The 11,843-nt window shown below is 63.8% G+C and carries 14 protein-coding genes; 9 read left to right on the top strand and 5 right to left on the bottom strand.

All coding sequences use genetic code 11. The features are described 5' to 3' along the window. The 3 genes from QNI11_RS23935 (at window position 1) to QNI11_RS23925 (ending at window position 2,843) form a co-directional block, all read left to right on the top strand. Window positions 1-885 carry an SMP-30/gluconolactonase/LRE family protein gene (locus QNI11_RS23935; protein WP_283983842.1) on the top strand — a complete coding sequence of 295 codons (885 nt, stop codon included), beginning with the start codon at window positions 1-3 and terminating at the stop codon, window positions 883-885. 21 nt (window positions 886-906) lie between these two features. Continuing rightward, entirely contained in the window at window positions 907-1,890 is a 984-nt protein-coding gene (dctP, locus tag QNI11_RS23930) for a TRAP transporter substrate-binding protein DctP (protein ID WP_283983841.1), read from the top strand. A 104-nt stretch (window positions 1,891-1,994) separates the two neighbouring features. Next, window positions 1,995-2,843, top strand: coding sequence for a cyclase family protein (locus tag QNI11_RS23925; RefSeq protein WP_373418467.1), 849 nt, complete (start codon window positions 1,995-1,997; stop codon window positions 2,841-2,843). A 186-nt stretch (window positions 2,844-3,029) separates the two neighbouring features. Here QNI11_RS23925 and QNI11_RS23920 read toward each other — a convergent pair whose 3' ends face one another. Together QNI11_RS23920 and QNI11_RS23915 are read right to left on the bottom strand one after the other, a co-directional pair. Then, window positions 3,030-3,458, bottom strand: a complete 429-nt coding sequence (locus QNI11_RS23920) for a phasin family protein (protein ID WP_283983839.1) — start codon at window positions 3,456-3,458, stop codon at window positions 3,030-3,032. A 185-nt stretch (window positions 3,459-3,643) separates the two neighbouring features. Then, window positions 3,644-4,540: a LysR substrate-binding domain-containing protein gene (locus QNI11_RS23915; protein WP_283983838.1), complete on the bottom strand. Its 897-nt coding sequence runs from the start codon at window positions 4,538-4,540 to the stop codon at window positions 3,644-3,646. A gap of 146 nt (window positions 4,541-4,686) precedes the next feature. Here QNI11_RS23915 and QNI11_RS23910 point away from each other — a divergent pair, with 146 nt between their 5' ends. The 4 genes from QNI11_RS23910 to QNI11_RS23895 all read left to right on the top strand — a co-directional run bounded on the left by QNI11_RS23910 (window position 4,687) and on the right by QNI11_RS23895 (window position 8,577). After that, the gene (locus tag QNI11_RS23910) at window positions 4,687-5,676 is read left to right on the top strand and encodes a TRAP transporter substrate-binding protein (RefSeq protein WP_283983837.1); all 990 of its coding nucleotides are present in this window, start codon (window positions 4,687-4,689) and stop codon (window positions 5,674-5,676) included. Window positions 5,677-5,741: 65 nt separating this feature from the next. Beyond that, window positions 5,742-6,221 (top strand): TRAP transporter small permease, encoded by a 480-nt coding sequence (locus tag QNI11_RS23905; RefSeq protein WP_100931265.1) that lies wholly within the window; start codon window positions 5,742-5,744, stop codon window positions 6,219-6,221. Between the two features lie 12 nt (window positions 6,222-6,233). Beyond that, window positions 6,234-7,532, top strand: a complete 1,299-nt coding sequence (locus QNI11_RS23900; RefSeq protein ID WP_283983836.1) for a TRAP transporter large permease — start codon at window positions 6,234-6,236, stop codon at window positions 7,530-7,532. Window positions 7,533-7,566: 34 nt separating this feature from the next. Continuing rightward, on the top strand, window positions 7,567-8,577 hold the full coding sequence (locus tag QNI11_RS23895) for an NAD/NADP octopine/nopaline dehydrogenase family protein (protein WP_283983835.1): 1,011 nt from the start codon (window positions 7,567-7,569) through the stop codon (window positions 8,575-8,577). Window positions 8,578-8,833: 256 nt separating this feature from the next. On the opposite strand, the gene QNI11_RS23890 is transcribed toward QNI11_RS23895, so the two are convergent. The 3 genes from QNI11_RS23890 to QNI11_RS23880 form a co-directional block, all read right to left on the bottom strand. Next, on the bottom strand, window positions 8,834-10,114 hold the full coding sequence (locus QNI11_RS23890) for a TRAP transporter large permease (RefSeq protein WP_283983834.1): 1,281 nt from the start codon (window positions 10,112-10,114) through the stop codon (window positions 8,834-8,836). Between the two features lies 1 nt (window position 10,115). Next, a complete protein-coding gene (locus tag QNI11_RS23885; protein WP_283983833.1) occupies window positions 10,116-10,592 on the bottom strand; it encodes a TRAP transporter small permease subunit in 477 nt (158 codons plus the stop codon). An 80-nt stretch (window positions 10,593-10,672) separates the two neighbouring features. After that, window positions 10,673-10,852, bottom strand: a complete 180-nt coding sequence (locus QNI11_RS23880; RefSeq protein ID WP_283983952.1) for a hypothetical protein — start codon at window positions 10,850-10,852, stop codon at window positions 10,673-10,675. Between QNI11_RS23880 and QNI11_RS23875 the strand changes: the two genes are divergently transcribed. Then, window positions 10,836-11,267 (top strand): 6,7-dimethyl-8-ribityllumazine synthase, encoded by a 432-nt coding sequence (locus QNI11_RS23875; protein WP_373418465.1) that lies wholly within the window; start codon window positions 10,836-10,838, stop codon window positions 11,265-11,267. The genes QNI11_RS23880 and QNI11_RS23875 overlap by 17 nt on opposite strands. A gap of 60 nt (window positions 11,268-11,327) precedes the next feature. Continuing rightward, complete coding sequence (locus QNI11_RS23870) at window positions 11,328-11,825, top strand: flavin reductase family protein (RefSeq protein WP_283983831.1); 498 nt, start codon at window positions 11,328-11,330, stop codon at window positions 11,823-11,825. Window positions 11,826-11,843 lie beyond the last annotated feature (18 nt).

The following is an 11,843-nucleotide window of genomic DNA, read 5'->3' as shown; positions in this document are numbered from 1 at the left end:
ATGACACAACCAAAGGTCGAATGCGTCCAGAAAGTCGCCGCCCAACTGGGAGAGACCCCGCTCTGGGACGCGCGTCGCAACTGCCTGTGGTGGATCGACATCGAGCAGCCGACGCTCTGGCGTCTGGACCCCGCCAGCGGCGAAGCGGTGGCGCAGGAACAGCCCGGCACCTACTTCGGCTCGCTCGCACTGACACGGTCCGACGGTCTGCTGGCAGCGCGTGACCTCGACCTTGTGCTGATCGACCCGCAAAGCGGCGAGGCCAGATCCTTCGCCACCATCCCCGGCGAGCAGATGCCCGCCACAAGGCTGAACGATGGCCGGGTCGATACCCGCGGACGCCTGTGGATCGGAACGATGGACAATGGTCTGAGCCAAGGCCTGGGCGCGCTCTACCGGGTCGATCCGGACGGCACCGTCACGCGGATGCTGGACGACGTGATCGTGTCGAACGGCATCGCCTTCGATCCGGACGGGCGGCACATGTACTTCACCGACACCCGCCGCTACATCACTTGGCGCCTCGCACTTGACGAGGCAGGGGAGACCATCGTCGGGCGCGAAGTCTTCGCCGACTATTCCGCCTCCGGCGACCGGCCGGACGGTGCCTGCGTCGATGCCGATGGCTGCCTCTGGCAGGCCTTCTTTGCCGGTGGCCGGGTCGTTCGCTACGCCCCTGACGGAAGGATCGACCGCGAGATTGCGTTGCCCGTGACCAACCCGACCTGCCTGTGTTTCGGCGGGTCCGATTTCCGCACGCTCTACGTCACGTCGGCCTTCAAGTTCCTGTCGCCCGATCAACTGGACGCCGAGCCGCTGGCCGGCAGCGTCTTCGCAATAGAAGGCGCGGGGCAGGGGGTGCCGGAGAACCGCTTTGCACTTTGACGATCACCAAGGGAGGACATGATGATCCACAATAGACTCAGGACTTTCGCCTCGGCCGCGCTTGCGGTGGCGATGCTCACGGGGGCCGCGCAGGCTCAGGACAAGATCGAGCTGATCTTTTCCGACGTGAACCCGCAGCAGGCGCCGCGCAACGTGGCCCTCGTCGATATCTTCGCCAAGGAGATCGGCGAAGAGTTCGACTTCAAGCCATACTATGGCGCGACCCTGATGAAGCAGGGCACCGAGCTGACGGGCATCCAGCGCGGCAACATCCAGATGGCCAGCCTGCCGCCCTCTGACCTCGCCCAGCAGGCGCCAGAGTTCGACATCCTTGGCGCAGCCTATGTGATCCGCGACCAGGCGCACCTCAAGGCGGTCTTCGACTCGGAGGTCGGCGAACAGCTGCGCCAGATCGCCCGGGAAAAGCTGGGCGTCGAGATCCTGACCCCACTCTACTACGGCACCCGCCAGGTCAACCTGCGCGGCGACAAGGAGATCAACACCCCCAACGACATGTCCGGCGTGAAACTGCGGATGCCCGGCGGCGAAAGCTGGCAATTCCTCGGCAAGTCGCTGGGGGCCAACCCGGTCCCGGTCCCCTACGCCGAGCTTTACACCGCGCTGCAGTCCGGGGTGGTCGACGGTCAGGACAATCCGTTGCCCAACGACAAGGAGATGAAATTCTACGAGGTCACCGACCAGATCGTGCTGACCGGCCACAATGTCGGGATCGGCCTCATCCTCGTCTCGTCGCAGGTCTTCGACGCCCTGACGCCCGAACAGCAGGAGCGGATGCGCGCGGCGGCGAAAAAGGCCGTCGCATGGTCGGACGAACAGTACCTGAACCAGGAAGCCGAGCTGATCGAGTTCTTCGAAGGTGAGGGGCTCAAGGTCTACACGCCCGATGTCGCGGCGTTCCAGTCCCACGCGCAGGAGCAGTACCTGAACTCTCCACTGTCGAAGTCCTGGCCCGAGGGCATGCTGGACGCGATCAACGGTCTCTGACCGCCATGCCTGTTGCCACACCCGTAGCCGTCCCTTGGCTGCGGGTGCGGATCGCGGCATCCCGCCGCTCATCTTCCTTACCCCATCATACAAGGACAAATCCAATGTGCCCTCCGAATTGCCTTCACGCGGTCTGTGAAAAGGCCACCCGCCGCGGTCTCCTGAAATCCGGCTTCACGCTTGGAATCGCTGCAATGGCAGGTGCCGGCTCCCTTGCCGGCGGCGCCCGTCCTGCGTCTGCGGCGACAGATACCGGTCCCCTCAGTTTCAGCAAGATCACCGACATGAGCCATACGCTCTACGAAGGGTTTCCGACCTTCTCCGGCGAACGGTGGTTCGAAATGGAACGTCCCGTCACCTGGGAAAAGGATCGGGTCAACCTCAACCGCTGGACGCTCATGGAGCACACCGGCACCCACATCGACGCGCCGCTCCATTTTTCCGAAGACGGCAACAGCGTAGACCTGATCCCCGTCGCAGACCTGCTCTGCCCGCTTGCGATCATCGACATCCGGGCCAAGGCCGCCGCGGATGCCGACGCCTACCTGACCCCCGACGACATCGCGGCGTGGGAAGCACAGCACGGTGAAATCCCCGAAGGCGCCTGTGTTGCCATGAACTCGGGCTGGGCAGCCCATCTCAAGACAGAGAAATACACCGGCCTCGACGCCGAGGGTAAGAACCACACACCCGGCTTCCACCACGAAGCCGCCCGCTTCCTGATCGAGGAGCGCTCGGTCAGGGGGATCGCGGTGGACACGCTGTCGCTGGACCGCGGCCTCGCTTCAGGTGAGTTCCCCGTCCACTACGACTGGCTGGGCTCCGGGCGATGGGGTGTCGAGTGCATCGCGTCGATGGACGAGATCGCGCCCTCCGGGGCGTACGTCTTTGTCGGAGCGCCCAAGGTCGCAGGCGGGTCAGGCGGACCGTCCCGGATTGTGGCCCTGCACTGATCAGATAGGCTATGGACCATTTCAGAGCGGCTAGACCATTCTGCGGGTGTGCGGACCGAGCTGTTGTTCCCTGTCGGAGTCCTTTTGTCAGGTTGATGGCACCGGCATCGGGGCGCTCTTAAAAGCAAAACGGCGGACCCTTTCGGATCCGCCGTTTTATAGGGGCACGGTTTCGCGTGATGGAACTCAGGCCGCTTTCTTCGCGGCCGAGCTCGCCTTTTCCGCGAAACGTTCGGCGTTCTCGGTCGCTTTTTCGGCAATCGCGTTGCCTTCTTCGGACGTCAGTTCGGCAACTGCGGAGCCGGTTTTCTGGCTCTCTTCGCCAAAGGACTGCATGGCGCGTCCGGCAAGTTCAATCTGCTGCTGCATCAAGGTGCTGTAGGCTTGCGCGTAATGCGCCGGTTCGTCCCGAACCTGTGCTGCGTCGCGGAAGTTCGACAGAGCCTCGTTAGCCGTCTCGGACGTGATCTTGATGGAGCGGTGGCCAGCATCGACCATGATCGAGGTGAAACGCTCGTTCATGTTTGCCCATGTCTTGAAAAAGTCCTGGTAGTTCTTCGGATCGAACATGCTTTGGATTTCGTTCGATGCGGATTTTTGGGTCTGCTTTGCCATGTCAGGGCTCCTTTCGGGAGTGTTTAGCGTGTCTCTTTGCGTTGAGTCACATGTAATGCTGCGGTGCAGCATTGCAAGGCGCGCCAGTAAAGAGAATCCGGTTTCTGGAGTGATTTCCGGAACGGAAACGGTAGGTCGGTCTCCCGGAAGTACGGAAATTTGCGACAGAATCCGCGACAACTCCCCTATGTGAAGTCTTCGACGACACCGGGGAGGTGGGACAGGAACGCCTCTGTCACGTCCGCGAACTTGTCCCGCTTGGGGACGATGGCCGAGAAATCCTGCGTGATCGCCGGGGAAAACGGCACGATCCGCGTTCCCGCGACGACGGAGGTCCGCGCGGAGATCGTGTTCATCAGCGCGATGCCCAGCCCCTCGGCCACGAAGGAGGCGCAGGAGGATGCGTGCAGCACCTCGCCCACGATCCGCATCTGGATGTTGGCGCGTTCGAAGACGCTGTTGATCTGCGGCCTGATGGCGCCGCTTCGGCCCAGCACGAAAATCCGTTCGCCATCCAGATCGACCTCTCGGATCACCGCCTTGGCGGCGAGCGGGTGGTCCGCAGGCACCACGCAATCCGTACCGATGGTGACCCTGTGGGCCACGGTGACGTCCTGCACCGAAGCGGCGAGGGTGCAGAGGCCGAAATCATGTTCACCCCGGGACACCTGTTCGGCAATCGCGTGAGAGGTATCCGTGTGCAGGCTTACGGTCAGATCCGGCAGGTCAGCGGTCACCCGGGCCACCAGCCGTGCCATGAAGCCGCTCGACAGGAACGGTGGGGCGGCGATCCTGTAAGGATCTGACGGAAAACGACGAATGCGCCGCGCCGCCGCCTCCACATGGTCGAGACCCAGGAACACCCGCTCCACCTCAGAGACCAGTCGCAGCGCAGCGGTCGTGGCGCGCAGCCTTGGGCCGGATCGCTCGAAGAGCTGCAATTCGAGGGTGGCCTCGAGATCCGCGATGAGGCGGCTTATGGCGGGCTGACTGATCGACATCCGCTCCGCCGCGCCGGTCATGGTCCGGCTCTCCATGAGGTGACGGAAGGCTTCGATCTGACGGAGGGTCACATGTACCACGGTGGGGCGTCTCCGGCCAAGTATAACACCAGTGCATGATAGGATCACTAGTTTGTATTGGACATTATCACAACGGATTGTCAGCCTTTGCAACACCCTGCATCCCTGCGGGGTCACGAAAAACACGTTCCGACAGTGGAGAAGACATGATGAACCGAATGATGGGCGCCCTTGCCGCCTGCGCCGTCGCGGCTGGCCTCGCCGGAACCGCCGATGCCGAAACCCTTCGCCTGTCCACCCAGGGCAACCCCCCGCATCCGTGGCTGGACGCCGCCGAAACGCTGAAGGCCGAGGTCGAGGCCGCCACCGACGGGCGGATCGAGATCGAGATCTTCCCGGGCGCCACGCTGGGACGGGATGCCACCGCGCTGGACGAAATGCGCCTCGGCACCATCGACCTGCTGATCGGCGGCACGCAGGAAGCGACCCCCTTCTTCCCCGAGTTCCAGCTTTTCAGCATCAGCTACCTGTTTCCCAGCATCGAGGTCTTCCGCAAGGCGATGGATCCGGAAGGGCCGGTCGTCGGCTACTTCGACCGGGTCTATCAGGACTCGGGCAACGGGCTGGTGCTGCTGGGCCTCACCGGCGGGGGCATCCGCAACCTGTCCAACAACGCGAAGGAGGTCGCCTCCATCGACGATCTGGCCGGCATGAAAATGCGGGTCCCGGGCTCGCGATTGGACGCCGTGATGTGGGAGGCCAGTGGCGCGCAGCCGATTTCTCTGCCCTTCACCGAGCTTTACACCGCCCTTCAGACCGGCGTGGCCAATGCCTTCGAAAGTTCCATCAGCGCCTATGTCGGCAACAAGCTCTACGAGGTGGCGCCCTATCACTCCACCACGCAGCACCAATTCATGGTGAGCCACATCACCATCAGCCAGATCGCTTGGGATCGCCTTTCGGACGAAGACAAGACGATCTTCCGGGACGCCGCAGCCAAGGCCGCCGTGGTCGGGATTGACAAGGGCATCGAGTATGACAGCTCGCTTCTCCAGCCGCTGGTCGACTCCGGTCAGGTCATCCTCTCGGAGGTCGACAAGGCGCCCTTCATCGAGGTTGTCCGCCCGCTGCACGACGAGGTCGCCGAGCAGATCGGGGCCTCCGAAGTTCTCGACGCAATCCGCAAAATCGACTGATGGATGCGATCCGGGCGGCGGCTTCCTCCCCGCCGCCCGGTGCCTCTTCGCCGAAGGGACCGGCCATGCTCACCAAACTGAACTCCGGGATCGAACGCCTGTGCTACGTCGCGGGCGGCACGTTCTTCCTGATCTTCATCCTCTGCGTTCTGTTCCAGATCCTCTCGCGCAACCTGCTGCCGGGCAGCTACGTCTGGACCGATGAGGTCGCGATGTTCTGCTTCGTCTGGAGCGTGTTCCTCGGCGCTGCCGTGGGCTTCCGGAAAGGCGTCCACTACGTCGTGGAAATCCTGCCCGCCCACTTCGAACGCTCCAATCTCGCGCTTGCCCTCCTTGCCCTCGTCCTGTGCCTCCCGGTCATCTGGGTGCTCATGGTCAACGGCTGGAGCTACGCAGACATGAGCTGGCGCCGCTATTCCTTCTCGCTGGGTTTCCCGATGTTCTACCAGAACGTCGTGATCGCCGTGGCCGGAGCCGCCATGATGCTGTTCGCCATCGAGCTGATCATCCGGACCGCCACCCGGCTGTTCTCTTCCGACCGCTAGGGCCTGACCGACATGATCCCCATCATCACCCTCATCGCCGGCTTCCTGTTCCTGATCCTGCTTCGGGTTCCGATTGCCTTCGCCATCGCGCTGGCCTCGCTTGTCACCGTCCTGCAACTCGGCCTGCCGGCGAGTTCGGTGGTCAACCAGATGCTGTCGAACATCAATTCCTTCGCGCTTCTCGCGGTGCCCTTCTTCCTGCTGCTCGGGCGGCTGATGAACGACAGCGGCATCACCGACCGGCTGATGACCTTCGCGCAGTCGATGGTCGGCCACATCAAGGGCGGGCTGGGCCACATCAACGTGCTCGTCAGCATGATGTTCGCCTCGATGTCGGGCTCGGCCGCCGCAGATACCGCCAGCGTGGGCGCCATCATGATCCCGGCCATGAAGAAAGCGGGCTACCCGGCTCCCTTCGCCGTGGCGCTGACCGCCACCTCGTCGACGCTGGGGGTGATCATCCCGCCCTCGATCCTCTTCGTGATCTACGGCGCCTTCGGCAACGTCTCCATCGCGGGCCTCTTCATGGCGGGCATCCTGCCCGGCATTCTGATCGCCTTTGGTCAGATGGGATACACCTACTACGTCGCCTCGCGGCACGGGGTGGTGAACACCGTGCGGATCCCGTGGAAGGAGCGGGGAGACACCGCCAAGCGCGCGGCCCCTGCGCTGCTGATCCCGCTGATCATCCTCGGCGGCATCACCAGCGGCATGTTCACCGCGACCGAAGCCTCGGCCATCGCCGCGCTTGTCGGCCTGGTGCTGGCCGTCGCGATCTACCGCACGGTGAATCCGCGCGCGCTCTTCGGCATCCTCTGCGAAACCGTCGTGGCCTACTCGCTGCCGATGTTCGCCGTGGCCGCCGCTGGCATAATGGGCTGGCTGATCTCCTACCTCGGGGTTGCACGTGAAATCGCCGAGTTCATCTCGTCGGTCTCGCAGAAGGACTGGGGCGTGCTGATCATGCTGATGATCTTCAGCCTGATCGTCGGGACCGTGCTCAGCCCGATGACCGCTGTGATCATCTTCCTGCCGATCATCAAGGAACTGGGGCTGGTCGCGCAGATCCCCGACATCCACCTCGCCCTCGTGGTATGCCTGTCGCTGGCCATCGGCCTGACGACGCCACCGTACGGCATTTGCCTGCTCATCGCCGCACAGATCGGCGAGGTCGACATGCCCCGGGCCTTCCGCGCCGTTCTGCCGATCGTGCTGATCACCGTCGGGATCATCCTGCTGGTGATCTTCCTTCCGTCGGTCTTCATGTTCCTGCCGAAGACCTTCTTCCCGGAAGCCTTTCCAACAAACTGAAAACCAAGACGGCTTCCCGGCCGGAGGAGAGACTATGAAAGCAACTGTTGTCGGGGGCGGCCCCGTCGGCCTGACCTATTGCGCGCTGCTGAAGCAGGCGGGGCATGACGTCCGGCTCTGGTCGCAAAGCCGGAGCGGGTCCGGGGTGGAGCATTTCACCGGAGAGATCGAGGGCGACCACCGGATCGAGCAGGTCGCCGGGGCCGAAGAGGCCGCTGCCTTCGCCGAGGTTCTGGTGATGGCCCGCTGCGCGCAGGGCAATCGGGCGGCGCTGGATGCGCTGGTGCCACACCTGCGCCCCGAACAGGTGGTGATCTTCAGCGCGGAACTGTCCTATGCCTCTGTCTACCTGCGCGCCGCCCTTGCCGCCGCAGGCCGCTCTGTCCGCACCGTTTCGTGGTCGACCACCGTGCCCACGGCGCAGCGCAACGACGGCGGTATCCGCGTCGGCACACTGCGCGACACGGTCGACATGGCCAGCGCGGGGTTCGAGGACGCCGAAGAGGCCACTGCACTCTGCGTCACGCTCTTCGGCCCCCGCTTCCGGTATGTGGGGGATGTCCTGCGTATCGGTCTGAGCAACCTCAACCCGCAGATCCACCTCGCCAATGCCATCGCGAACCTCACCCGCATCGAGCGCGGCGAGTCCTGGGAGAACTACGAGTGCATCACCCCCGCCGTGGGACGGTTGATCGAGGACCTCGACACGGAACGGCTGGCGCTGGCGGAAAGCTACGGGTTCGAGGTCCGCAGCGTGCATGACCACTACCTGATGACCTTCCCCGGCCTGACCCCGGGCACCGTCTCCGAGATGGCCGGGCAGGTCTTTCGGCGCGCGCCCGGAACGCTGGGCCCCCGAAGCCTCGACACGCGCTACATCTGGGAGGACGTGCCTTTCGGGCTGGTGCCGCTTTGCGCGCTGGCCCGCGCGAAGGGCGCCCCGATGGAGCTGCACGAGGCCGGGATCAGGCTGCTGGCGGGCTATCTCGGCGCAGATTTCCGCGCGAAAAACGACATGCTCTCGGAGGTGCTCGAGGCCCTCTGACAGCGCCTTGACCTTAACACAGGTACAAAAGGCCTGGCCCGTGGCAGCACTGCCGTGGGCCTTTTCTTCGTTCCAAGAGGAGGGCAGGGGCGAAGAGTTGCGGGCCTTTCCTGTCGAGGCGCAGGACATCGGCTGGCCCGAGACCCCTGTCTCCATGGTGGCTCCCCTGTGGCGGACCGTCCTCCGGAAACGCGATGATCCCGCCCCGGCTACAAGGACCGGAGCGGGATCAGCCCTCATTCGGAGCCTGCGCCCCTTAGTACAGCAGGTTCGGAAGCCAGAGCGCGAGCTGCGGCATGGAGATCATCAGGCCGATCATGACCATCAGGGCGACGATGAAGGGGGCGACCCCGATGAACACGTCCTGCAACTCGCCCCGTCCGCGGATCCCGTGGACCACGTAGCACAGCATGCCGATGGGCGGCGTCAGCACCGAGGTTTCCGCGACCAGCACCATCATGACCCCGAACCAGATCGCATCGTAGCCCAAGCCCACGACGATCGGTGTCACGATCGGGATGGGCAGCACGATCATCGCGAGGGTGTCCATGAACATGCCCAGCACGAGGTAGACGCACAGGATAACCAGCAGGGTGGCAAGCGGGCTCCAGTCCAGGCCGCTGACGAAGGTGTTGACCGACGAGACCAGCCCGGTCGCCCCGATCACGAAGTTCAGCAGAAAGGCCAGCAGGGTGATGAGGATCATCATCGACGAGGTGCGTATGGTGCCGATGAAGACCTCGACCAGCATGGGCCAGCTCAGTTCGCGGTACATGGCCGCCAACCCGAGGGCCGCGATCACGCCGATGGATGCGGCTTCGGTCGGGGTGGCCCAGCCGGCGTAGATCGAACCGATCACCACGAGGAACAGGCCCAGCGGCGGCGCGAGGTCCGGAAGGCTGCGCCACAGCCGCTCGCGCGACAGGGGCGCCTTCTGTCCGCCCCATGACGGCACGATCAGACACAAGGTCAGGATCGTCACCACGAAGATCAGCGCAAGCAGGATACCCGGCACCAATCCGGCGACGAAGAGACGCGGAACTGAGGTGTCGGTCAGGAAGCCGTAGATGATCATGTTGATGGAGGGCGGGATCAGGATGCCCAGCGTCCCGCCCGCAGCGAGGCTGCCGAGAAAGAGCCGCTCGTTGTAGCCGTGCCGATCCACCTGCGGCATCGCCGTCGTGCCGAAGGTGGCGGCCGTGGCCACACTGGATCCGGAGGTGGCCGCGAAGAGCGCGCTGGCGCCGATGTTGGCGTGCATCAGCCCGCCGGGCAGCCAGCCGATCCAAGCGGAGACGCCGCGATACATGCGGTCCGCCATCTGCGAGCGCAGCATGATCTCGCCCATCATGATGAACATGGGGATGGCGATCAGAACGAAGTCGATGCTGTGCGACCACGCGATCTCTCCGAAGGCGCGCTGCAGCGGGAAGGAGGACAGGGCCAGATCGAGGGCAACCGCGAGCAGCCCCAGCACGGCGGCAATCGGAAGGCCCAAGGCGATCAGCAGGAAGAGAAGAAAGAGTGCCAGTTGCATGTCACATCCTTTTCAGCGCGCTCTCGGAGGCGCCCAGCCGCGCGGCCAGCGCGTAGTCCCGCCGCAGCATCGCCACCACGAGGTCGAACAGAAGCACCAGCAGGCAGATCAGGAAGAAGATTAGCCCCATCAGCCAGAGCGATTGCGGAATCCAGAGCGGCGTGTTCAGCGGCGTGCTGGCCCGTGCGCCAAGGCGCAGGGATTCCAGCAGCGTTCCGGTTGCGTGACGGACGAGGATCCCGATGATCCCGGCAAAGGCGCCCATGGCGACCACATCCAGAACCCGCTGCATCTTCATGGGCAGCCGGAGGTAGACGAGGTCCACCCAGATGTGGGCGCGCATGAACAAGGCCTGCGCAAAGCCCCAGGCCATGGCGATGCCGAAGGCGTAGCCCGCCAGTTCGTCGACCCCGATGATGCTGTGACCCAAAAGCCGTCGGGCCAGAACCTCGAAGGTCATGAGGGCAGCGGACCCCAAGAGAAGGACTCCGCTGCCGATTGCCGCGATCCGAGCGAGCTGTGCAAGCTTGTCGGAAGGCAGGGAAGACGGGGAGCCGCTCACTGCGCGGCTTCGAGCTCGATGTCGACAACCGCGCCGACCGTCTCGTTCCAGCGTTGTACGCAGTCTGCACCGCAGGCGGCGGTGAACTCTGCCATAACGTGCTCCGCGACAAGGATTTTGAGCGTCTCGCGGTCGGCATCGCTCAGGTCCACGAGGGTCATGTCGGCCTTGGTCAATCAGGCTCTGCTGGGGTTTCTGGAACTCATCCCGGAAGCAGACGTCGATATCTACGATGTGCCCGGAGCGTTCGAATTGCCTCTGGTGGCAAAGAAACTTGCGCTGACAGGTCGGTACGGGGCGATTGCCGCGGCGGCCTTTGTGGTCGACGGCGGCATCTACCGGCATGATTTCGTCGCACAGGCCGTGGTCAGCGGTCTGATGCAGGCCGGGCTGGAGACGACTGTTCCGGTACTGTCGGTATCGCTGACGCCGCACCACTTCCATGAAACGGATCATCACAAGTCGATTTATCTGGAGCATTTCGTCGAAAAGGGACGAGAGGCAGCCAGGGCAGCGATTTCGGCATCCAGGCTGCATGCAGAGCTCGATCAGCCTTTGACCCAGCGGTCAATCGGCCGCGTCGCGGGATGATCCGGGTCCTGCCCCAGACATGACAGCCAACGCGCTTGCACAGACACGGGAAACAACGAGATGAGTGATATGAAGCTTGCAACCATCGACCCGCGGACCTTTCGCGATGTTCTTGGCTGTCATCCCACCGGCGTCGCCGTCATTACGGCCCGGTCAGGCACCGAAAATATCGGGTTGGTGGTCGGATCGTTCACCTCCATCTCGCTCGATCCGCCGCTTGTCGGTTTTTTTCCCGGCAAGACGTCGACAACCTGGCCGAAGATAGCGGCGACGAAACGCTTTTGCGTCAATGTGCTGGCGGCGGATCAGACGGCGATCTGCAAGAGGTTTGCGTCCAAGGATGCCGACAAGTTTGCGGGACTCGACTGTGCCGACAGCCCGAGCGGCCTTCCGATCCTGAAGGGAGTGAGTGCCTGGGTTGAGTGCAGCATCGAGCGGGCAACTGAAATCGGCGATCACTATCTGGTGGTCGGCTCGGTCGATGCCCTGGGTGCCGGCGAAGGAACCGCGCCGCTGGTCTTTCATCGCGGCGGGTATCACTGTACCGGGGCGATCTAGTCCGGCCGACGGCAGGGT

Origin of the sequence: Sagittula sp. MA-2 (genome assembly GCF_030126985.1) — a bacterium.
Lineage (GTDB): Bacteria > Pseudomonadota > Alphaproteobacteria > Rhodobacterales > Rhodobacteraceae > Sagittula.
The sequence above is the reverse complement of the archived record's forward strand: the minus strand, read 5'-3'. Positions and strand labels throughout refer to the sequence as shown.

What these genes read in the sequence shown, in the direction of transcription:
- QNI11_RS23905 (WP_100931265.1), top strand. Translation starts at nt 5,742, where the DNA reads ATGCTCACCAAACTGAACTCCGGGATCGAACGCCTGTGCTACGTCGCG.
- QNI11_RS23870 (WP_283983831.1), top strand. Translation starts at nt 11,328, where the DNA reads ATGAGTGATATGAAGCTTGCAACCATCGACCCGCGGACCTTTCGCGAT.
- QNI11_RS23900 (WP_283983836.1), top strand. Translation starts at nt 6,234, where the DNA reads ATGATCCCCATCATCACCCTCATCGCCGGCTTCCTGTTCCTGATCCTG.
- QNI11_RS23890 (WP_283983834.1), bottom strand. Translation starts at nt 10,114, where the DNA reads ATGCAACTGGCACTCTTTCTTCTCTTCCTGCTGATCGCCTTGGGCCTT.
- QNI11_RS23920 (WP_283983839.1), bottom strand. Translation starts at nt 3,458, where the DNA reads ATGGCAAAGCAGACCCAAAAATCCGCATCGAACGAAATCCAAAGCATG.
- dctP (WP_283983841.1), top strand. Translation starts at nt 907, where the DNA reads ATGATCCACAATAGACTCAGGACTTTCGCCTCGGCCGCGCTTGCGGTG.
- QNI11_RS23875 (WP_373418465.1), top strand. Translation starts at nt 10,836, where the DNA reads ATGTCGGCCTTGGTCAATCAGGCTCTGCTGGGGTTTCTGGAACTCATC.
- QNI11_RS23925 (WP_373418467.1), top strand. Translation starts at nt 1,995, where the DNA reads ATGTGCCCTCCGAATTGCCTTCACGCGGTCTGTGAAAAGGCCACCCGC.
- QNI11_RS23910 (WP_283983837.1), top strand. Translation starts at nt 4,687, where the DNA reads ATGATGAACCGAATGATGGGCGCCCTTGCCGCCTGCGCCGTCGCGGCT.
- QNI11_RS23895 (WP_283983835.1), top strand. Translation starts at nt 7,567, where the DNA reads ATGAAAGCAACTGTTGTCGGGGGCGGCCCCGTCGGCCTGACCTATTGC.
- QNI11_RS23935 (WP_283983842.1), top strand. Translation starts at nt 1, where the DNA reads ATGACACAACCAAAGGTCGAATGCGTCCAGAAAGTCGCCGCCCAACTG.